Below are 21,661 nucleotides of genomic sequence, written 5' to 3'. Positions count from 1 at the left end.
CATCAACGCCGCGCGGCTTCACTAGACTGACCATTTAACGTTGGTCAATTCCTCTGAGATATCCCACAATTTTTCAGCCGCTTGCATGTCCTTGCCCTGCGGTGCGACAGGCGAAATTCCAACTGGACCGCCAAGTCCACCACGCTTTACCGGACCATAAAATGTCGCAGGTTTGGCTTCAGGATCAGTGGAGGCCAGCACCAAGGACTTGGCGCCATGAACGGGTGGATGCGAGAAGAAACGTCCAAAAACGACCATCATCCATTTTTCAATGCCGCCCGGGCCCGTGCGCTGCAAATTCGTATCCGCATAGCCAGGATGCACAACATAGGCATTTACTTTGCTGTTGGCGGCTTTCAATCGGCGTTGAAGCTCCTGAATGAACAACATGTTGGCCAATTTACTTTGCCCATAACTGTTCGTTGATGAGTAATCTTCATCAAAATTCAAATCGTCAAACTTGATCCGTTTCAACCCCCAATTGTGGGCAATTGAAGATACTGCAATAATGCGTCCAGCTGCTTTTTCAACTAATGGAAACAGCATTTGAGCAAAGACAAAATGGCCGAGATGGTTCACGCCGAATTGAGTTTCAAACCCATCTTTGGTCAAGGTGCGCGTGGGGATCATCATCAATCCCGCATTATTGAGCAAAATATCCAGCTTTTCATGTCGGGCCATATAGTGCTCAGCCGCTGCCCGCACACTCGCTAAATCAGAAAGATCCATCAATATATAGTCGACTTTGCCCTCAGGCCCTGCCTCTTTTGCAATGTCCGCAACTGCTGCTTTCGCTTTTTCTTCATTGCGGCAAAAGATGGTGACGTGCGCATTTTTAGACACAAACTTTTTCGCGGATTCAAAGCCGATACCCGAGTTTCCACCCGTCACAATGGCTGTTTTGCCGGTCAAGTCCGGCATCCGGTTATAATCCCAACCACTTGAGCCGAAAGGTAATTCATAATCTGGCATATTTATCTCCAATTGATTGATTAGTCAGTCAGCATCAAAGCCCAAAAGGATCAATTGATGCTTCAATTTTCATTCTGTTGCTAAACTGATGCCACGCCAGAAAACCATAAACCCTGTTTCAAGATGTGCATCGATTTCCACGTCACTTAGTAGATTATTTGACAGCAGGTACTCGACGATCGCCTGCCCCTGCCTAGTCATCATTTCTGCGATCAATTCCGGCGCGATAGGCTGCAATTGGCCGCTATCCACCCCAGCTTTCAACAAAGCCATCATTTCAGCGTAGGTATTTCCAGCGGCTTCAGGGTCGTGTTTTGAAATACGTTCTGAAACCTTAATTTGCTCCATAAGATGGAACCGTTCGCAATGGATCAGCACCCAACGCCACCCATTGTGCCAAAACGATCTCAACTGCTCACGAAGCTCAGCTTGTGGATCAAACCCAACCGACGCAGCGCTAAGCATTTCGCGTTTTAGATAAAACATGATCTGTGAAATCAAGTCTTCTTTCGATTTGAAATGATTGAACAATGTCCCAGTGGCAACACCTGCATGTTTAGCAACCGACGCCGTCGACGTATTCCAAAAACCCTGCCGTCCAAAAAGATCAATCGCCGCCTCAATCAACAGATCGCGCTTTGTTGGCTCTACTTTTTCTACATCGGTCGTTTGCTTATTCGTCACAGCTATTTCCAACATCCGAAGATTACAGCCTAAGCTCAGGCATCTTCGCACCCCTGCAGATTACCTTCCAAGTTTGGCATTACAACCCTCACATAGGACCAAATGACTGATCAGTCAATCAAAAACAATATACATCATCCAAATCGGGTTTACCCAATGGGTGCATGGAATGATAAACGGACCTATGTCCAATTCGATTGCACAGATCTTACTTAAAAAAGAACAAGCGCTGCTAGTGCCAGAAAATCGCGCCCCAAGAACGTCAATTTGGCAGTTCGGGAATGAAGATTGGATGATGAGATTTCATCAAGGTACGATTGAAGCCAGCTAAAGCCTATTTACTCGGATCGCTTGCTATCGCTATTGCTTCACGCAGAATTTCTCTATCGCCAATGTGGTTGGCGAGCAGCAAGATCAACCGCGCGTTGATGTCGGCGCTTTGTTCTGTGGTTTTACCATCATGCAGTGCCAACAATTCAGCGTAGAAATCATCTGCGCCAGAAATGTTCGGTTTTGTGTTGAGCATTTGTTTTCTCACCCTCGCCCGATTGTGTTCAGCAATGCGGCTTTAACTTTTCCTTCGTCAAAATCCGTCCAACGCGCGGCGACATGTTGATCTGGCCGCATCAGATAAATCGCCGACTTAGCATCGCCCAAATACCGATCCTTAAATGCGTCACTTGCCAGTTTTGAAGTGTCGATTGAAAGTATTTCAACCTCAACCCCCTCGACCAATTCCAAGGGTGCTACATCGATATTGATCGCCAAAAGCTGGAACTTGTTGCCCAACTTGTCGCCAAGCCATTCATCGCCAATCGGCGCATCAATGAACGGGGCGCCAGGGCGGGTCCGAATTGGCAAACCGGCATCATCCGCGCCATTCAATGGAGAACCGTCATAGACAGCAGGCACCGACAAGCGACCCGAATTCACCAATGGACGTGCAAATTCGAAATGCTCAGCTAAATCTAAAACCGCGTTACGGAAGGCGCGGCTAGCATCAGATTTTGGGGTGATGAAGTCAGTCGAGCGCGTGGAATTTAAAATATTCTCTTCCGCCCCTAGAACACGTTCCCAATCATAACTATCCAGCAAACTGTCTGGTGCGACACCATCAATAACAAGTTTGAGTTTCCAACATAGATTGTCAGTATCTTGCAATCCTGAGTTCGCCCCACGCGCGCCAAACGGCGAAACTTGGTGTGCAGCATCGCCAGCAAATATCACATGGCCATGCCGGAATTTTTCCATCCGCCGACATTGAAATGTATAGATAGACACCCACTCGAGTTCGAACTTTGCGTCTTCGCCCAACATCGCTTTGAGCCGGGGAATAACGTTTTCAGGTTTCTTTTCTACTTCCTTGTCGATATCCCAACCGAGCTGTAAATCAATGCGCCAAACATTGTCTGGCTGCGAATGCAACAATGCCGACTGCCCACGATTAAACGGGGGATCAAACCAGAACCAACGCTCTACGGGAAAGTCTGCTTCCATAATCACATCAGCGATTAGAAAATTATCTTCAAAGATCCGCCCATCAAAATCAAGATTAAGCATTTGGCGAACGGGTGAACTGGCCCCGTCACAAACAATCAACCAGTCTGTATCGAGCTGATAAGGACCATCCGGCGTTTTTATTGAAACCCTTGCGCCGTCGTTTTTTTGATCGACATCAGTGACCTTATTCATGCCACGTATTTCAATCGGTTTGCCTTGGCGTTGCAGTTCAAATGCACGTTCAACCAGATATTGCTCGAAATAGTATTGCTGCAAATTGATAAAGGCCGGCCGCTTGTGTCCATCCTCAGGCAACAAATCGAAATCATAAACTTGGCGCTCATCAAAAAAGACTTTGCCCAAATTCCAAATGACGCCCTTGTCGACGAACTCGTCGCCACACCCCAAGCGATCCAAGATTTCTAAGGGCCGCTTGGCGTAACACACCGCACGCGACCCCCAACTCACTTTGTCATTATCGTCAATCACAACAACCGGCACATCTTGCATCGCAAGATCAATCGCAGCACCCAACCCAATAGGACCAGCGCCAATCACAATCACTGGATGCCGAACAATTTGCTCAGCATCCTGATCCGGTGATCGTTTATACGGATAAAGTGGTGTTTCAAAAATCTTGGTTTGAAGAACCTTGGTCATTCTTACTCCTCAAAGAATGATTGCGTTTCAGCAAATGAAAGTGTTTTGGCCTAGCCTTGCAGCTGGTTCCACATATCTATGTCGCGCTCTGCGGTCCAAATACGTGGCGTATCCATGCCCAGCGCTTCGTCATATGCACGCGCAACGTTGAACGGCAGACAATGTTCGTAAATTGCATATTCGCCAAACTTTGGATCACATTCTGCCCGAACAGCGTCCCATGCTTCTTTCAACGTGCCACCGCGTGCGGCAACCGCAGCAGCTGGGCGGTAAGTTGACAAAACAAAGTCCCGTGTGTTCTCAATCGCAGCGTTCACCATTTCAGCTCCCACCAACGCGTCCCCACGACCCGGCGCAATGGATGTGGGTTGATATGCTTTGATGCGATCTAGTGTTGCAGACCAGTCATTAAAGTGACCATCACCGCAATAACATGCTGAGTGATATTCAACGATATCTCCGGTAAACATCACCTCTTCATCACCCACCCAAGCAACAATGTCGCCAGCCGTGTGAGCGCGACCCAGATGCATTAAGTCCACCCGGCGTTTGCCAAGATAAACAGTCATCTTGTCTTTAAAGGTCATTGTTGGCCACGTCAGACCGGGGATAGATTCATGACCTTGAAACAGCCGAGGGAAACGTCCGAACTCGCTATCCCAATCTTCTTGTCCGCGCTCTGCAACCATTGAACGACATTTTTCGGAGCCGATAATCTGTTCAGCGCCGTAGGCTTGAGCACCGAGCACGCGAACAGCATGATAATGCGTCAACACCACATATTTGATGGGTTTATCGGTGACCGTACGCACTTTTTCCACCACCATATCCGCCAACCGAGGTGTGGCCTGCGCGTCAACAATCATCACACTATCATCACCGATAATAACGCCCGTATTTGGATCGCCTTCGGCGGTAAAAGCGTAAAGATCTTTACCCACTTCGGTAAAAGAAATCTTTTTGTCTGCCATATCACCAGTGGACGCAAATGCCTTTGCCATGGGTGGCCATCCTTTTCGTATAATTGAGCAAAACAGCTTCAAAGCTGCGCACCTTTTCGGCACGTCAAATTTGCAACCGTCAAGCAATCAAGTGTTGTTTGTTCGTTCCGTTTCCCTTTTTTGCAGATTAGTTTCATATGCAACTATGTCAAGCGCAACTTATTCAAATGTGTTAATGGCCAAGGGGAATTTAACGCGCTGCAACCAGTTTCAAGCCTAACGAACAAGATTTTTCAAACTTATTCAAAAACATAGGTAATAAACAATTAATTTGTGATACATCAATAGGTTAGGTGAAATATTTGATTAATTCATAAGTCTATATATGGGAGAATCTCGAGCTTACTTTCAAAATTACGCAAACGTCACCAGAATAAATAAAATTACAAATATTGAGCTTTATCATCCAGTTAAAGAATGATGGTTTTCTACAATAATTGGGGATGTTATGTTCAAGAAGTCAGGTCTGTTCGCTGTTGCTATATTGACGCTGTCAGTCTTGATGTGGAGTACAAATGCACTAATTGGAGCAGCCGTAAACAATTATGTGTCAACTGACGCCAAACGCAAAGCCGAAATATGGGCAGACTTTTTCGCCGTAAACATGGTGGGGCTTCCACAACTGATCACAGATGGGCGCCCAACTGAAAAGCAATTGGAACATATCCAAATAGCGGCGAGCGTTGGTGGAGTTTTTCGTTTCAAACTTTTTAATGAGCAGGGCAATCTTGTTTTGATCTCAGACGAATTGGCACCCAACCTCGCACCCGGTTCAACCTATAACGATTACATTGCGGCAACTTATGAAAAAAACATCGACGCCGCTGACGTTATTCGTACAAAAACCGCCAACATTTCCCTAAATGACGGGACATTAAAAGATGATCGCCCCGACCTATATGTTGAAGCATATGTGCCGGTATTAAACCAAAACAACGAGATAATTGGCGTTGTAGAGGTGTATCTGGATCAATCTTTCGCCGCTACTGCCCTTCATGGTGCTTTTAATCTGGTGTTAGCAGCACTCGCAGCGGTCTTTGCGCTCGCATTCGGCGGGCCTTACGTCGCGTTCATCTTTAAATCAGGGCAAGCCAGTCTAGCCAATAAACGTGCCGACTATTTGTCAAAATACGACACCACCACTGGTTTGATGACCCGGACAAGTCTGCTGAAAAGCTTAGAAGACAGAATAGCAAATGATGATATCGAATTGGGTCAATTGGGCGTTGCGTTCATCGATATCGATAATTTCAAGCTGATCAATGATTCATTTGGGCACAAGGCAGGAGATGCCTACCTAAAGCATGTCGGCAAGGCCATCGAAGCTGAAATCGGCCAGCATGGCATGGTCGGGCGCATTGGCGGCGACGAGTTTGTGGCGATCGCGGAAAGAATAGGTAGCTCGGCGATGAGCGATATTGCGGAGAAAATGAGACTGCAAACAAGCACGCCAATCGTCATTGATGGAGCCACGATAAAGGGCAGCATCTCAATCGGCATACATCATGATGTTACCCATCCTAAACTCAGCTTTGAAGAGCGGATGCAAAAAGCCGATATTGCGCTTTACCAATCCAAATTGGATGGCCGCGATACCTGCACATTTTACGAAAAATCACTCGAAAACCACATTAAACGCCGGCGCAAGATCGAAGTCGCCATCACCAACGCGATTGATGAGGGCCGGATGCAGGTTCACTTCCAGCCTCTCTTGCGCCGTGATGACGAGAAGATCGCAGGATTTGAAGCCCTGTTGCGCCTAAAAGACCATGAAGGCGACAATATTCCGCCGCTAGATTTCATTCCGGTGGCAGAAAAAATGGGGGCCATCAAAAACATCGGAAAATGGGTTATTGAGCAGGCGGCACTTGCAGCCAGCCAATGGCCAGAGGGTCTCTTTGTTGCTGTAAATCTCTCAGCTCGTCAATTTGATGATGGTACGCTGGTTGATCAAATCAAAGACATTCTTAACCGCACCGGTGTGGATCCATCTCGCCTAGAGCTGGAAATTACCGAAGGCTTGTTGATCGAAAATACCGAGTCTGTTTCCAAGCAACTCGCACAAATCGGCCAAATGGGCATTTCGCTCGCGATGGATGATTTCGGCACTGGATATTCCAGCCTTGCCTATCTTTGGCAGTTCGGGTTCAACAAAATCAAAATCGATAAATCCTTTATCGCAGGTCTGGATGCAGACCCCAAAAAGGTTCATGAAATACTTGATACGATTATTATGCTTGGCCACAAGCTCGATATGACAGTCACCGCTGAAGGCATTGAGACAACAGCCCAAGCAACCGCCTTGGCGAACTTAAAATGCGACCATTTCCAGGGCTATTTATATGGGCGACCAATGCCAGTCGATGAGCTTGCATCATTCGTGATGAAAAACTTCGCGCAACAAATTACTGTCGCCTCCAATGATCAAAGTAAAAATACAACAAAGGTGCAAAACGGCTAATACGAACTAGTATGCCATGCTTGATATTCCAATGAATGGCTGGCTTTAGTTTGCTTGAGCTTTAAGATCAAAATGATCGTTTGATTGCGCGATATTGAGTGCGCCACCAACTTGAGAGATGGCCATAAGTGCCTGAGCGTGCCCGGCTCGCAGACAAAGTTCGGCGTCGTCATTTCTTAGCCAAGCGGCAAGATACCCCGCATTAAATGCATCACCAGCGCCGGTTGCGTCCACTACTGTGGCGGGCGTGGATGGCACATTAAGCCTATCGCCATTGCTGAATTGGATGGCCCCGTCCGCTCCACATTTCACGACGACCGAGCATGCGCCAAATTTTTGTGAAATAATGTCTGGTTCGCCCTCATACTTGCCCTTCATCACAAATTGAAACTCAGCAAGGTTCGGCAAAAATACATCGCACTGCGCGATCAAACCGAGCGCATCGCGATGGTTCATTGCGTCAACATCCCATGAACAATCCAACGATATGCTCATGTTCGCGGCGCGCGCCCAACCGATAAGCTGCGGGCATTCTAACAAGGTCGCCAATTCTGCAATATGCAAATGTTGATATTGGCCTGACCGAATAATTGCCTCACAATTGTGGGGGACGGCATCCCCGCCCCGCTTCGTTAAAAAAGCACGATCATCATCATGGGCCATCGCTACGGTCAGCTGATGCCCCCAACTTTCGTCGGCTTTAACGCTGGGCGAAAGATCAACCCCAGAATTTGCGAACGGGTCATTTAACAACTCACCAAACGCACCGGACGGCAAAACAGCGCACAAGGCTGCGTTCATGCCGATAAAGCGAAAATGCGATGCTGTAATGAACGCACCGCCGCCGGCATGGGCGCTGAAATCTTGCGCATAGACCTCTTCTCCCAAAACCGGCATTTTGGGGATTTGCGCGAATACGAGGTCACAATATACGCGGCCTACTGAAAGCACATTGCAGCCAGGTTCAAGCGTCACTAAATGGCCTCTTCAGTCGCTGTATCAAACAGATGAATTTCATCTGTTGAAGCCGTCAGTTTCACTTTATCTCCCGGGCTTGCCTCGTGACGTCCCGACGCGCTCGCAATAACTTCGTGGTCACCGACTTGCACATAAAGCAATGTCTCTGTGCCAAGTGGCTCGACGATCGTGACAGCGCCTTCCATGAGGACTGCTTGTCCGTCTTGGGCTAAGTGCAGATCACTTGGGCGAATGCCAACCGTGATTTTTGCCGCCTCATTTTGCGCCACCACCGGCAGCAGTGGCCCGCCATCAATTTGAACGCCGCCTTTAACCTGTGTTCCGGGCAGCATGTTCATAGAAGGCGCACCGATAAACTGCGCGACGAACATATTTTTAGGGCGTTGGAACACTTCTGAAGGGGTGCCCACCTGTTGAATATGCCCATCTTTCATAATCACGATCCGGTCGGCCAAGGTCATGGCTTCAACCTGGTCATGGGTCACAAAAATGATGGTGGTGCCAACACGCTGGTGAAGCTTTTTGATTTCCAGACGCATTTGCGTACGCAATTGCGCATCCAAATTTGAAAGCGGTTCATCAAACAAAAACACCGCTGGATTGCGAACCATCGCGCGACCGATGGCCACCCGTTGGCGTTGACCACCAGACAGTTGAGACGGTTTACGATCAAGAAGTTCTGTCATGCTCAAAATCTGAGCCACTTCTTCTATCCGTTTTTCTTTATCTGGTTTGGAAAGCCCTGATGTGTGCAGCCCAAACCCAATATTTTTGCGCACCGTCATGTGCGGGTAAATCGCGTAGTTTTGGAAGACCATTGCGATGTCACGGTCTTTTGGTTCCAAATTATTGACGTACTTATCGCCAATCAACACGTCTCCGTCCGTCACTTCTTCCAAGCCAGCGAGCATGCGCAAGGTGGTTGATTTACCGCAACCCGATGGGCCTACAAAAACAACAAACTCGCCGTCTTCAACATCGAGATTGATGCCGTGCAAAACTTCGACCTTGCCATAAACCTTTGTCAGGTTTTTGAGTGAGACAGTTGCCACCTCAATTCTCCCTATGTTTTGTAAGCTGAGCGAATGCCGAATTCCGGCTCTTCGTCGCATTTGATGTTCGTTCAATATTTTGATTATGGGGAACCAATATTTGGTCCAATTGTTCTTGATAGCCAGAAAGTGCCGCGTTGAGCGCACGGGGTGCAGGACCACCAAAGCGGTCTCGAACTGCAACGAACTGCTCTGGTGAAACAGCTTTCAGATAAGCTTTCTTGTCAAGCTTTGAAGCATGGCCAACATCGCCTTCAAATGCAGCCTGAAACGCATCATACCCACTAGCAAGACCTGCCCCTTGGGCGATAACAGCTTTTGCTGTTAGGGCCGCAACTTCATGGGCTTGGCGAAATGACAATCCATCTTCACGCACCAGCGTATCTGCCAACTCGGTAATTGTAATGCAAGATGCATCCGTGTTTTGGCGAACGCGGTCTGAATTGATTTTCAACGCTGGAATAAATGCACCAAGCAGCTCTAATACCCGCGATCCGCTCTGAAAAGCCGCGTAACCAGCCTGCTGTACTTCGCCTTCACTGTCATTCATGTCCGTGAAGGGCGTGTTGTGCATATTATTGACCATCATGTCACAGCGACCCACCGTAAGCGACGATAGAAGCCGCAAATGCTCAATAGGAACTGGATTGCGCTTTTGTGGCATGATGGAACTGATTTGGACAAAGCTGTTGGGCACATATAGCTGGCCAACCTCGAAGGCGCTCCAAAACTGAAAGTCTTGGACCAATCGGCCTAAATGCAAAAATGTCAGTTTGATCGCCGAATAGAGACCCGTGACATAATCAACCGACGCGATGCACCCGTAGCTATTTTCAAGCGGCGCTTCAAAACCCAAAGATTTTGCAACAGCGTGCCGATCGATTTCAAACCCACTTGTCGTAATCGCTGCGGCACCCATCGGGCATTTATTCAGCGCCGTCCGGGCACGGGTTAAACGGTCAAGATCGCGCAGCAACACTTCAATGGCGGCCGCTAAATAGTGCCCAAAAGTGCTGGGTTGAGCTGGCTGGCCATGGGTATAGGCGACAATCAGCGTGTCACTCTCACGCTTAGCCGTTTCAATCATCGCGGAACACAAGTTTGTGCCAAGCTTGATCAAATCATTGCATCGCTGCTGCAAAACCAACTTGAACACTGTGTGGTCCATGTCGTTACGACTGCGCGCCGTGTGCAAAGCACCCGCGACATCCGGCCCAACGCGCTTTTTAAGTTCTGCTTCGACCAAAAAGAAATAGTCTTCGTATTCGCCAGTATAGGTGAGTGCATTCACATCGACGTTTTTATCAATATCGACAAGCGCATTGGCAATGTCAGATGCAACATCCTGATCCAAAATGCCTGTCTCAACCAGCATCAGCAAATGCGCCTGATTGATCGCCCGAATGGGTTCCACAAAATGTGCTTTGGCCCCTTCAAACAACGGCGCAAGCACCGTTGTCTTATAATGCGGGTCCGGAAAAACCGTATTGTCCGTCATCCTTTTAGGCCCGCCATAACCACACCACGAATGATATAACGTTGGAACACCAGGAACACGACCAAAGTTGGGATGGTCGCCAACGCGGCCCCAGTCATGATCAATTCCCACTCCACGGATTGTTCAACACTGAATGTCGTAAGGCCAACGGGCAGCGTGTAAAGCTCAGGGCTGTTCGTCACAATCAATGGCCAGATAAAGGCAGTCCAATTGCCCAAGAAGACAAAGATCGCAAGCGCGGCGAGCGCCGGGGTAACCATGGGCATGGCCACGCGCCACCAGATCTCTAGTTCATTGAGCCCGTCAATACGTGCAGCTTCCAAGAAATCATCAGGTACACTCTCAAAAAACTGTTTCATCAAGAACGTGCCGAATGCAGTCATCATACCGGGGAACATGATGCCCCAATAACTGTCCAGCCAGCCAAAGTTTTTGGCCATCAAATACCAAGGAATGATCAACATTTCGGTCGGGATCATCAATGTCGATAAGATCGCCACAAACACAATCATGCGGCCGCGAAACTCAAACTTGCACAACACATATCCAACCAGCGCATCGAACAAAACGGCCGAAACCGTGGTGGCTACAGCGATGACCAGCGAGTTGAGGAACCAAGTATAAAACCGCCCGTCCTCCAAAACATAGATGTAATTTTCAAGGGTCGGCTCATCCGGAATAATCGACAGGTTGTAGATTTCATGCGGCCATTTTAGGGACGTCGAAAGCATGTAGATGATGGGCAACACCATCAACACGCCACCAGCCATCAGCAATATCCATCGGGCCATTTGCCCAACATCACCGCTTTTGCGTCGGTGGGATGTTCTAGCAGCGTCAAGGGAACTTGAAGTGGCTTTAATCTCAGCGGTATCGGCCATATTATTTGTCCCTCATAATGTAAAGTTGAGTTAGGCTGACAACCAGCAATACAGCGAACAACACCACCGTTTGAGCCGCCGCGTAGCCCATATCAAACGCGTTAAATGCTGTTTCATAAATCATCAACACGAGGGGTTTGGTTGAATTGAGCGGACCGCCCGGATTGTTCGAGGTCATGTTAAAGACCTGATCAAAAATTCTTAAAAATCCGATTGAAGAAAGCACAACCAAAAAGACGATAGTCGGCTTCAATAGCGGCAATGTAATCCGCCACAAAGTGGTCCATGCACCAACACCATCAATGCGCGCTGCTTCATAGTAGGTTTGCGGGATGGCCCTTAGTCCGGCCATAAAGATAATGATTTGAAACCCTAGACCGGCCCAAACAGCTGGTGCCAAAATCGACGGCAGCGCCCAAGTGGTTGATCCTAAAAACGGGAATTGGGGAATACCAATGCTCGCAAGCGCGTTGTTAAACAAGCCAATGGGAACAGGTTGATAGAACCAGCGCCAAAGCCATGCCATCGCTACAGTTGAGGTCATAAAGGGCAAGAAATACAGCGCTCTGATCGTGCCATGCATAAAGCGGACTTTGTCCAAATTGTACGCAATGATGAACGAAATGAGCAAGCTAATCGGCGTGCCAAGCAGCAGGTAAACGAAGGTGTTTTTAAACACTTTCCAAAATACCGGGTCCGCAAACAGCTTATAATAATTGTCTAAACCCGCCCAGTTTCGCGAGCCTAAAAGGTTCCACTCTTGAAACGACAAGGTGATCGCGTTGAGCGTGGGGTAAAACCGTATGACTGAATAAAATACGACGGGGAGGGAAAGAAATGCCCAAGCCCAAACCACTTGCTTTTGCTTAATTGTGAGGGACTGATACCAACCCATTTGCAACTCCCCTTTGCGTCATTTGGCGCAAAAAAAGCGGCCCCACAATAGGGGCCGCTCCGTTCAAATTTTAGTTGTAGTACTCATCAAGGATCTTCTGCTCTTCTTCAGCAGCAACACCAATCGCTTCTTCAGCTGATTGATTTTCCAAGAACACCCGCTGAGTTGCATCCATCAATACCTGGCGCTGACCAGACTCATTGGCAAAGATTGTTGTCTTCGCGTAGGCTAGACCACTAATGAATGGTCCAAACACTGGATCAGCTTTGTTGGCATCAGTTAACGCAGCAGATGGTTTCGCAGGCAATTCGCCCACTGTATCCAACCATATTTGCATGGCTTCGTCAGACGTGATGTAGGCGAGGAACTTTTTGGAAGCCTCGGCTTTTTCACCCGTCGCTTTCGAAGTAACCGCATTTACCCAATAGCTTGAATAGTTAGACTTCGTGCCATCAGGACCGGCAGGCAATTCAGCAACGCCCCATTTAAGGCCGCGTGTTTTTTCCAAAGCACCAATACGGAACGATCCATCAATGTGCATACCAGCGCGACCCGCTTTAAATGCAGCTTGTGGCTCATCCATAAATCCGGCTTGGGTAACTTCATGCACATTTTGCAAATCAGTGTACCACTTCAACGCCGCAGCGCCTGAACCGTCAGTATAAGTCACGTTCTTATATTCAGCATCATATGGGCTGCCACCGAATTGACGAGACAACACTTCGCGCCACCAATGGTGATCCTGCGCGTTCATGCCAGTTGTAATACCAACTTGAGTGATGTTGCCTGAAGCATCTTTCTTGGTGAGCTTTTTAGCGACTTCAATGAACTCGTCCAAAGTTGCTGGTGGGTTTTCAATACCAGCTTCATCAAACAAACGCGTGTTGTAGAACAATGCGAGTGAGCGCACTGCAGTTGGCAACGCCATATATTGGCCGTCGCGCTTCATGGCTTGAACCATTGGGAAAAATTCAGCTTCGATTTTTTCCGGTGGGAACATATCAGTTGGCAGCGGCGTAATAAGCTCCGCATCAACATAATCGTTCAACCAACCATAAAACAGCTGCACAACATCCGGACCCTCGCCCGCTGGAATAGCCGCAGCTACCTTGGTGCGATAATCAGCATAAGGGAACGTAGTTTGCTTAACAGTAATACCAGGATTTGCCGCTTCAAACTTTTCAATCAGCGTATCAATTGCATTTACCCGTGCTTCAAAAAAGTACTGCCAGTACTCGATTTCCACAGCCCAAGATGCACTGCTGGACAGCGCAAATACCGCGCCGGCAGTGAAGCTTAGTAACTTTTTCTTCCATGACATCATTTCAGTTTCCTCCTCATTATATCATTTTCATCTATAAAAAGATGTTTGTTTTTAATTGGTTAGCACAAATAACCAATTAGAATTCTGGATAATTCAAATTCGATAATGACAAAGTGTTGACCATTTCGAAAAACAAATCAATACTTAACTCAAGTTAATTGAGTAAAGTATTTCAGTTTGGAACGCACCCCATGCCCATTGGCGCAATTGGTGGCAATGCAGAACGCAATCGAGATCACAATCAAAAGGTTGTGCTTGAATATGTGCGTGCAAACGAGCCCGCTGGTCGCGCCGAAATTGCTAAAAGCTGCAGCCTGAGCATTCAAGCCGTTTCCAACATCACTGCAGTATTAGAAGAACAGGGTCTGCTCAAACCAGATGGCCACCGCACCGGTGTGCGGGGTAAACCGGCATTGCAATATCGGTTTAATCCCGATGGCGCATGCGCTGTCGGCGTTGAACTACGTCCAGATGCGATTGTTGCAACATTGATGAACCTTTCCGGTGAAGTCGCATTTTCAAAACACCAATTTATCGATAGCGCACATCCAGAAATCGCGGTGCCATTGATCGTTGATTTGGTTGAAGAAGCCATCGCGGTGACCAAACGCCCGAAGTCTACCTTATTGGGCGTCGGCATTGTGATGCCTGGCCCGTTCGGGGAAACCGCCCTCACCAGCGCCGGTGAAGCCGTGCTGCCCGGTTGGTCAGAAATCAACACGCAACAGGTTTTTCAAGACGCGCTTGGCTACCCTGTGCTCATCGAAAATGACGCGACAGCCGCAGCGGTTTCAGAACGTGTTGCAGGCATCGCAAAAGGCCTAAACAATTTTTGTTTCATCTATTTTGGAACAGGGATTGGACTGGGCGTTGTATCCAAGGGCCACGCTCAACGCGGTGCCTTCGGCAACGCAGGTGAAATCGGCCATATCATCACCCAAGCCGGGGGCAATTTATGCGCTTGTGGCAACAAAGGGTGCCTTGAAACCTATGCCAGCCGGTTCGCTGCGAAACAGCATATGAAACAGTTCGGCATAAATTTGGAAACCGGTCGCGACTTTGCACAAGTCTTAAAAGACCAAGATCCCAATATGCTAAACTGGATGCAGAACGCTAGCGCACATCTTTCCCAAGTAATCGGTATTGTGGAAAATCTATATGATCCGCAAACCGTAATTTTGGGCGGCGCTTTGCCCGATATTCTGATCGACTCGTTGATTGAACATTTGGAATTGCCCGTCGGTTCGGTTTCAAACCGAGACGACCGAGAAATCGCTCGCGTCATCCGGGGGTTCTCGGGTCGCGAAACCGCTGCGATTGGCGCCGCCGCAATGATTATTCATCAAACCATCACGCCTTCTAACCTCACCCTTGCCTAAGGGACGGAGCATCTCATGATCACAACACAAATCGCTCGCCTACTTGAACGCCAATCTAAACCCCACGCGACCGAACTTTGGAAGGCACTTTTACCGCTTAAGTCGGTCACTTCCTTTATGAACACAGGCGCGCACCCAGACGACGAGACGTCAGAAATGATTGCCGCCATTGGTTTTCGCGATGGGGTAAAACTTTCCCATGCTTGCTCGACCCGAGGCGAAGGCGGGCAAAACGCCATCGGCACCCAAACCGGCGTCGAGTTGGGCGTTATCCGCACAAGGGAAATGGAACGTTCAGCACAAGTGTTGGATATGAAGCAATATTGGTTATGCCAATATCCCGGCGATCCGCTAGCCGATTTCGGCTTTTCCAAAAGCGGCGAAGAGACATTGGAAAATTGGGGTAAAACCCGCACGCTTGAGCGCTTTGTATCCGTTATCCGCACGGAACGCCCAGATATGATCGCACCGACATTTTTGGATGTGCCCGGTCAACATGGCCATCACCGCGCTATGACACAAAGTGCATTTGAAGTGGTTAAGCTGGCCGCTGATCCAAAAGCCTTCCCGGAACAAAATCTGGCCCCGTGGCAAGTCAAAAAAGTCTATCTTCCCGCATGGTCGGGCGCAGGCGATGCTTATGACGATGATTTGCCACCGCCCCCTGCAACTGTGCACATAAAAGGAAGTGGCGCGGACCCAGTTTTGGGCCTTGATTACACCCAGTGGGGACAGGTCTCGCGCAGTTTCCATAAAACACAAGGCATGGGCCATTGGGTTGAGCCTGGAAAAACCGCGAATTGGCCGCTCAATTTAGCATGGGCTGCAAAGGGCTTTGAGGGTGACGAAAATTCAATTTTTGACCGGCTGCCCAAAACCCTTGCAGACTTAGCGTCTTTCGCTAACGCGCCAGACCTTGAGGCTTTACTAGGTTACGCCCAATCTGAAATAGATGCGACGATCAATGCGTGGCCGAACAGTGAGCTTGTTCTTAAACATAGCGCAGCGGCGCTAAACCTCGTCCGACAGGCCATTAATACCTGTCCAACCGCTAGCGCTGATGAGGTATTGCATCGCCTAGTTGCAAAACAAGATCAATTGCAACGCGCCGTTTTCATCGCGAGCAAAATCTATGCACGTTTTGAACTGTCCGACGATGAAGCACGACCCGGCCAAGTGATTGAAGCGAACATTTTCACGTCCAGCGACTTACCGCTCAAAACCACAATATGCACGCCAAATAGCTGGGAAGTTCAGTCGCCAAACGCGAAAACCACATCTATTCAAATACCGTTAGACGCAGAACCAAGCGACCCCCTGCCCGATATTTGGTCACCATACGAAGCCAATTCAGACATTTTCGCTAAACTTGAATTCAGCATTCACGGCGAAAACATCAAGGTTGAAATCGCGCCCGAACAACGTTTCAACATTGCCCCAAGCGCCGAAATCGAGCTTGATCGGCAGGCGCTTATTTTCAACTTGACCGCACCTGCCACTCAAGAAATTGAAATCGCGCATACGTACCCCAACGGCGCGAAGGTGGATATTGCTTGCCCAAGCGAGTTTACCGCCGACATAAATGCCAAGGCGGTTGCGTTTTCCCTATCAGCGCAAACCCAGCCCGGTCGGTATTCCGCATCAATCAACTTAAACGACATTTCAGCATCGACCGTGCAACGTATGGACTTCCCACATACCGGCAAGATGCTTTTTGCGTCGCCCGCAGACATTGATCTGCTTGCACTTGAGGTGAATTTGCCAACTGGCAAAATCGGCTATATTGGCGGGGGAAGCGACAAAAGTGACTTTTGGCTTCGTCAAGTTGGCATAGATATCCATGCCATATCCGACGATCAAATCGCAAAGTCCGCATTCGACAGTTATGACAGCATCCTTGTTGGCGTATTTGCCCTCCGCACCCGTCCCGAACTCGCTGCCAACCTTAAAGCCCTTCATCAATGGGTTCAAAACGGCGGCAATCTAGTGACGCTCTATCACCGGCCTTGGGACAATTGGGACGAGAAAGGCACAGCGCTTGCACCCATCACGATCGGAAAACCATCTTTACGATGGCGCGTGACCAATCAAAATGCGCCCGTCACCGTTTTGCAGCCAGAACACACGCTGATCGACGGGTTGAACAAAATCAGCGAAGCCGACTGGTCAAACTGGCATAAAGAACGCGGCCTATATTTCGCTTCGTCTTGGGACGACGCCTACACCCCAATATTGTCAATGTCAGATGAAGGCGAATATCCGTTATTGGGCTCATTGCTCAGCGGCAACTTTGGTAAAGGCCGCCATACCCACACCAGCCTCATCCTGCACCATCAGCTCGACAAATTGGTTCCCGGCGCCTACCGCCTAATGGCCAACTTGTTACAGCCTGTTCGCTAACATCAATTGTCGGCGTGGCACAATCCACGCCGATAACTTCATTAGAATACGCGAAATAAACTAGCGACGCTTTGCCTTGCTAGCTTTCGCCAATTGTCTCATGCCATTGGCAAAAAGCGTGACATCAATACCTGTGGCTAAAAAGGTCACGCCAATGTCTAAGCAGCGTTCTTGCATCTTCTCGTCCAATGTCAGAATACCGGCTGCTTTTCCGGACGCCACGATTTTTGTCAGCGCTTCTGTTACAGCCTCCACAACATCGGGATGCCCCGCATCACCGATATGACCCAAATCAGCGGCCAAATCAGCCGGACCGATAAACACGCCGTCTACATCGTCCAAAGCAAGAATGTCGTCCAGCGCCGCAAGCCCGGCGCGGTTTTCGACCTGTAGCAATAAACAAATCTGGTCATCTGCAGTTTTTAGGTAATCTGAAATCCCTGCAAACTTTGAAGCACGCGCCAAAGACGATCCGACCCCACGCATCCCGCGAGGTGGGTATTGAACCGCACGAACCAGTTCTTGCGCTTGGGCTGCACTTTCAACCATCGGGATAAGAATAGATTGCGCACCAGCGTCCAAGACTTGTTTGATCATCCATGTTTCACCAATTGGCAGGCGTACAACCGGATGAGAAGCAGAGGCTTCAACAACCTGAAGCTGCGCAAGGGTTGACCGTAAATCATTCGGCGCGTGTTCGCCATCGATCAAAAGCCAGTCGAACCCTGCGGTGCCAGAAATCTCTGCGGCATAGGGGTCAGCTAGGCCAAGCCAACATCCAATTTGGGGTCGGCCATCTTTAAGGGCTTGTTTGAAGGTGTTTATTGGTGCGGGCATATTTACTACTCAAAGTTGACAGATACGGAGCCAAATGGGCCGAAATCTGCTTGAATTTCACTTCCGGATGGACATTCGACAGGGCGGATAAAACTGCCCGACAAAATGATCTGACCTGGCTCAATACTTTGACCATATTGTGCCATACGTTTAGCCAGCCAAACAACACTTTCGACCGGGTCATTTAAAACCCCAGCGCCAAGCCCTGTTTCTTCAATTTCACCATTGCGAAATGTCATCGCCCCAACCCAGCGTAAATCAAACGCATCAATGCCATGACGCTGTTTGCCAAGCACAAGACCAGCATTGGCCGCATTATCGCTTATCGTATCAAAGATAGTCCGGGCTTTGCCTGTGTCAGGATCGACCCGTTGAACACGGGTGTCCAGAATTTCAATGGATGGAGCAACATAATCCGTTGCTGTGACAATATCTTCGCGAGTTACATTTTCACCACCGATTGCCGACTTCATCACAAATGCGATTTCGGCCTCGATGCGCGGTTGAATGAATCGCCCTTTTGGGACCGTGGCGCCATCCTCAAACAGCATATCGTCGAACAGAATACCGCTATCCGGGATATCGATATTCAAAGCATATTGCATGGCTTTGGACGTCAAACCGATTTTCCAGCCTATAACATTGCGTCCAGTTGTCAGTTTCTGACGATAAATAGCTTTTTGAATTTCATACGCATCATCCATCCCCATTTCGGGATGGCGCAAAGATAGTAAACCAATCTGGGTTCGCGCGCGTTCAGCGTTCAATAAATCCGTAGCGGCAATGGCGTGATCTTCAGGCGTCATTTAACCACCTCATCTGCAACACCATTTCGCAATGTGCCGATGCCCTCAACTTCGATTTCAACCACGTCGCCGGGCTTTAAATATCTTGGCGGATCAAATCGCGCACCTGCCCCGGTCGGTGTGCCAGTGATGATGATATCGCCGGGCTGCAGCGTCATGAAGGTCGAAATGTATTCAATCTCACGACGAATGGGAAACATCATGCGTCTAAGAACGTCGTCTTGGCGCACTTCACCATTTACACGGGTAATGATGCGAGCGTCGTCAAGCTGGGCAGCGTCGACAAAGGGCACGAGCCAAGGTCCAATTGAACCGGAATTGTCCCAATTTTTGCCTTGGGTTACGTTGAACTTTGCGTGGCGCACCCAATCGCGGATGGTGCCTTCATTGCACAAAGTCAGCGCCGCGATATGATCATAAGCATCGTCCTGGCTAATCCGGCGACCTGTTTTGCCAATGACAATTGCAACCTCGCCTTCATAATCGAGCGTATGGTTTTCCGGTGGGCGCACAAGATTGCGCTCATGCCCCGTGAACCCGCTCGCAAAGCGTGGAAACAGCGACATGTATTTTGGCTGCTCGCTGCCGTCTTTATATTCAGCGTTACGGTCCGGGAAATTGACGCCAACGCAAAGGATGCGCGGGGCATTAGGGAGGACCATTTCAAATTGAAAATCACGATGGGTCACAGATTTACCAGCCCCAGCATCGCTGAGCGAAGAAAGCCCTCCAGCGCGAACAACATCTAACAAAGTTGGCCATTGCGGGAAATCAGGACTTAGAGCAATCATGCCCTTGTCAGTGGCCGCGCCATAAAAATGTTCATCGCCAACGGCGTATGTTGAAAACTTCATCGTGTTTTCTCCCAAACATCTTTGATGACATCTGCCGCCAACAACACCTGTTCTTGTGTTGTGTCGAATTGACCAACTTGAAGCCGAATTACTTTTTGCCCCTGATGCAAGGTAAGCGTTAGATAAATGCGTCCGTCCTCATTTATGGCATCGGTTAGTTTTTGCTGAGCATCATCATCACCCGGACAACGAAATGAGAAAAGACTGAGGATTGGATCAGTAGTGATTTCAAACCCATCGATTTCTCGGATTTTTTCGCAAGCCTCTTTGGCCCAAAGGACGTGGTTGCGAATACGTGTCCGCAGACCATCAAGTCCATAAGAGCGAATTAAAAACCAAATCTTTAATGCCCGAAAACGTCGACCGAGCGGTATCGTCCATTCCGAATAATTGGTCACAGCCTCACCAGAAGTTTTTAAATATTCTGGCTCAATCTTGAGTGTATTCAATTGGGCGGTCGGATCGGCCAAGAACTGAACAGAGCAATCAAACTGCGCGCCCATCCACTTGTGTGGATTAAAGACAATACTGTCAAAGCCTCCAACACCATCCCAAAATTCCTGCCGGAACTCTGGGCAAATCATAGCCGAACCAGCCCATGCGGCATCAAGATGGGTGTAAAGGTCTTCGTCCTTCGCGACCTGCAAAACCGGTGCGAGTTCATCACACGCACCAATGCTTGTGCCACCAGTGATCGCGACAATCCCTGCGGGCACATGCCCATTGGCACGGTCGTTTGCGATAGCTTGTTTCAGCGCTTCCACATCAATGCTGAAATTTGGCCCCACCGTCGGAATTTTGATCAGGTTCTCTTGCCCAATGCCTGCAATCCAGCAAGCACGATCAATGGATGAATGTACTTGGTCCGAACAATAGATGCGCAGGTTCCCCTTGCCCGACAAACCATCGCGGTTGCCGGTAAAACCAACGCTTCTTTCACGCATGGTCAGCACTGCAGATAGCGTCGCCGAGGACGCACTATCTTGAATAACGCCGGTAAAATGATCTGGTAAATCGAGCGCCTGACGAAGCCAGTCGATCATCACGCCTTCAACTTCAGTTGCAGCGGGTGAGGTTTGCCAAAGCATACATTGCGCGGCCACAGTATTGACCAGCATCTCAGCAATCATCGACGGAGGGGACGCGTTTGCAGGAAAATAGGCAAAGAACCTTGGGTGTTGCCAATGGGTCATGCCGGGCATCACGATATTTTCAAAATCCGCCATTATGGCCGTCATCTCTTCGCCGTTGTTGGGCGGGGTATCAGGCAATTGAGCCGCAATTTCGCCGGGCTTTGTTTGCGCTCTTACGGGTCGGTCGGCCAATGTTTTATGATAGGTTGCAGACCAGTCGGCAACATATTTGCCCCAATCGGAAAATTCGTCCCAATCCATACAATATCTTCCTTTTCTAGCGTAATGTCCGCCAAAGTAACGTCAGCATGGGACCCCCGATTAGTTCAATAAGGGGAACCAGTTT

The 21,661-nt window shown here is 48.9% G+C and carries 18 protein-coding genes; 3 read left to right on the top strand and 15 right to left on the bottom strand.

The window, feature by feature from the left end:
* Positions 1-21: 21 nt before the first annotated feature.
* The 5 genes from ACSHWX_RS13865 to ACSHWX_RS13845 form a co-directional block, all read right to left on the bottom strand.
* A complete protein-coding gene (locus ACSHWX_RS13865) occupies positions 22-972 on the bottom strand; it encodes an oxidoreductase (protein WP_435668822.1) in 951 nt (316 codons plus the stop codon).
* Between the two features lie 69 nt (positions 973-1,041).
* Entirely contained in the window at positions 1,042-1,656 is a 615-nt protein-coding gene (locus tag ACSHWX_RS13860) for a TetR/AcrR family transcriptional regulator (RefSeq protein WP_435668821.1), read from the bottom strand.
* A 334-nt stretch (positions 1,657-1,990) separates the two neighbouring features.
* Positions 1,991-2,182 (bottom strand): DUF2783 domain-containing protein, encoded by a 192-nt coding sequence (locus tag ACSHWX_RS13855; RefSeq protein WP_435668820.1) that lies wholly within the window; start codon positions 2,180-2,182, stop codon positions 1,991-1,993.
* A gap of 8 nt (positions 2,183-2,190) precedes the next feature.
* On the bottom strand, positions 2,191-3,816 hold the full coding sequence (locus tag ACSHWX_RS13850) for an FAD-dependent oxidoreductase (RefSeq protein ID WP_435668819.1): 1,626 nt from the start codon (positions 3,814-3,816) through the stop codon (positions 2,191-2,193).
* Between the two features lie 50 nt (positions 3,817-3,866).
* Positions 3,867-4,817: an MBL fold metallo-hydrolase gene (locus tag ACSHWX_RS13845; RefSeq protein WP_435668818.1), complete on the bottom strand. Its 951-nt coding sequence runs from the start codon at positions 4,815-4,817 to the stop codon at positions 3,867-3,869.
* A gap of 448 nt (positions 4,818-5,265) precedes the next feature.
* On the opposite strand from ACSHWX_RS13845, the gene ACSHWX_RS13840 reads away from it, so the two are divergent.
* The gene (locus ACSHWX_RS13840; RefSeq protein ID WP_435668817.1) at positions 5,266-7,278 is read left to right on the top strand and encodes a putative bifunctional diguanylate cyclase/phosphodiesterase; all 2,013 of its coding nucleotides are present in this window, start codon (positions 5,266-5,268) and stop codon (positions 7,276-7,278) included.
* A 45-nt stretch (positions 7,279-7,323) separates the two neighbouring features.
* Here the strand turns inward: ACSHWX_RS13840 and ACSHWX_RS13835 are convergent, their stop codons facing one another.
* The 6 genes from ACSHWX_RS13835 to ACSHWX_RS13810 all read right to left on the bottom strand — a co-directional run bounded on the left by ACSHWX_RS13835 (position 7,324) and on the right by ACSHWX_RS13810 (position 13,906).
* Positions 7,324-8,253 (bottom strand): carbohydrate kinase family protein, encoded by a 930-nt coding sequence (locus ACSHWX_RS13835; protein ID WP_435668816.1) that lies wholly within the window; start codon positions 8,251-8,253, stop codon positions 7,324-7,326.
* Complete coding sequence (locus ACSHWX_RS13830) at positions 8,253-9,308, bottom strand: ABC transporter ATP-binding protein (protein WP_435668815.1); 1,056 nt, start codon at positions 9,306-9,308, stop codon at positions 8,253-8,255. The genes ACSHWX_RS13835 and ACSHWX_RS13830 overlap by 1 nt, the downstream gene beginning before the upstream one ends.
* 1 nt (position 9,309) lies before the next feature.
* Positions 9,310-10,806, bottom strand: a complete 1,497-nt coding sequence (argH, locus tag ACSHWX_RS13825; protein WP_435668814.1) for an argininosuccinate lyase — start codon at positions 10,804-10,806, stop codon at positions 9,310-9,312.
* Complete coding sequence (locus ACSHWX_RS13820; protein WP_435668823.1) at positions 10,803-11,597, bottom strand: carbohydrate ABC transporter permease; 795 nt, start codon at positions 11,595-11,597, stop codon at positions 10,803-10,805. Before ACSHWX_RS13820 ends, argH begins: the two co-directional genes overlap by 4 nt.
* Before the next feature lie 91 nt (positions 11,598-11,688).
* Entirely contained in the window at positions 11,689-12,582 is an 894-nt protein-coding gene (locus tag ACSHWX_RS13815; RefSeq protein WP_435668813.1) for a carbohydrate ABC transporter permease, read from the bottom strand.
* A gap of 70 nt (positions 12,583-12,652) precedes the next feature.
* The gene (locus ACSHWX_RS13810) at positions 12,653-13,906 is read right to left on the bottom strand and encodes an extracellular solute-binding protein (RefSeq protein ID WP_435668812.1); all 1,254 of its coding nucleotides are present in this window, start codon (positions 13,904-13,906) and stop codon (positions 12,653-12,655) included.
* Positions 13,907-14,097: 191 nt separating this feature from the next.
* On the opposite strand from ACSHWX_RS13810, the gene ACSHWX_RS13805 reads away from it, so the two are divergent.
* Positions 14,098-15,285, top strand: coding sequence for an ROK family protein (locus ACSHWX_RS13805; protein WP_435668811.1), 1,188 nt, complete (start codon positions 14,098-14,100; stop codon positions 15,283-15,285).
* Between the two features lie 15 nt (positions 15,286-15,300).
* Positions 15,301-17,685, top strand: coding sequence for a PIG-L family deacetylase (locus tag ACSHWX_RS13800; RefSeq protein WP_435668810.1), 2,385 nt, complete (start codon positions 15,301-15,303; stop codon positions 17,683-17,685).
* Between the two features lie 60 nt (positions 17,686-17,745).
* Here the strand turns inward: ACSHWX_RS13800 and hpaI are convergent, their stop codons facing one another.
* The 4 genes from hpaI to ACSHWX_RS13780 are packed head-to-tail and all read right to left on the bottom strand — an operon-like array spanning position 17,746 to position 21,576.
* Entirely contained in the window at positions 17,746-18,522 is a 777-nt protein-coding gene (hpaI, locus tag ACSHWX_RS13795) for a 4-hydroxy-2-oxoheptanedioate aldolase (RefSeq protein WP_435668809.1), read from the bottom strand.
* Positions 18,523-18,527: 5 nt separating this feature from the next.
* Positions 18,528-19,328, bottom strand: a complete 801-nt coding sequence (gene hpaH / locus ACSHWX_RS13790) for a 2-oxo-hept-4-ene-1,7-dioate hydratase (RefSeq protein WP_435668808.1) — start codon at positions 19,326-19,328, stop codon at positions 18,528-18,530.
* Positions 19,325-20,182, bottom strand: a complete 858-nt coding sequence (locus ACSHWX_RS13785; RefSeq protein ID WP_435668807.1) for a fumarylacetoacetate hydrolase family protein — start codon at positions 20,180-20,182, stop codon at positions 19,325-19,327. Before ACSHWX_RS13785 ends, hpaH begins: the two co-directional genes overlap by 4 nt.
* Positions 20,179-21,576: a pyridoxal phosphate-dependent decarboxylase family protein gene (locus ACSHWX_RS13780; protein ID WP_435668806.1), complete on the bottom strand. Its 1,398-nt coding sequence runs from the start codon at positions 21,574-21,576 to the stop codon at positions 20,179-20,181. The genes ACSHWX_RS13785 and ACSHWX_RS13780 overlap by 4 nt, the downstream gene beginning before the upstream one ends.
* Positions 21,577-21,661 lie beyond the last annotated feature (85 nt).

The sequence above is a fragment of the Maritalea sp. genome, from assembly GCF_051251695.1.
Classification (GTDB): domain Bacteria; phylum Pseudomonadota; class Alphaproteobacteria; order Rhizobiales; family Devosiaceae; genus Maritalea.
Note: the sequence above shows the minus strand (reverse complement) of the source record. Positions and strands in the feature narration are given on the sequence as shown.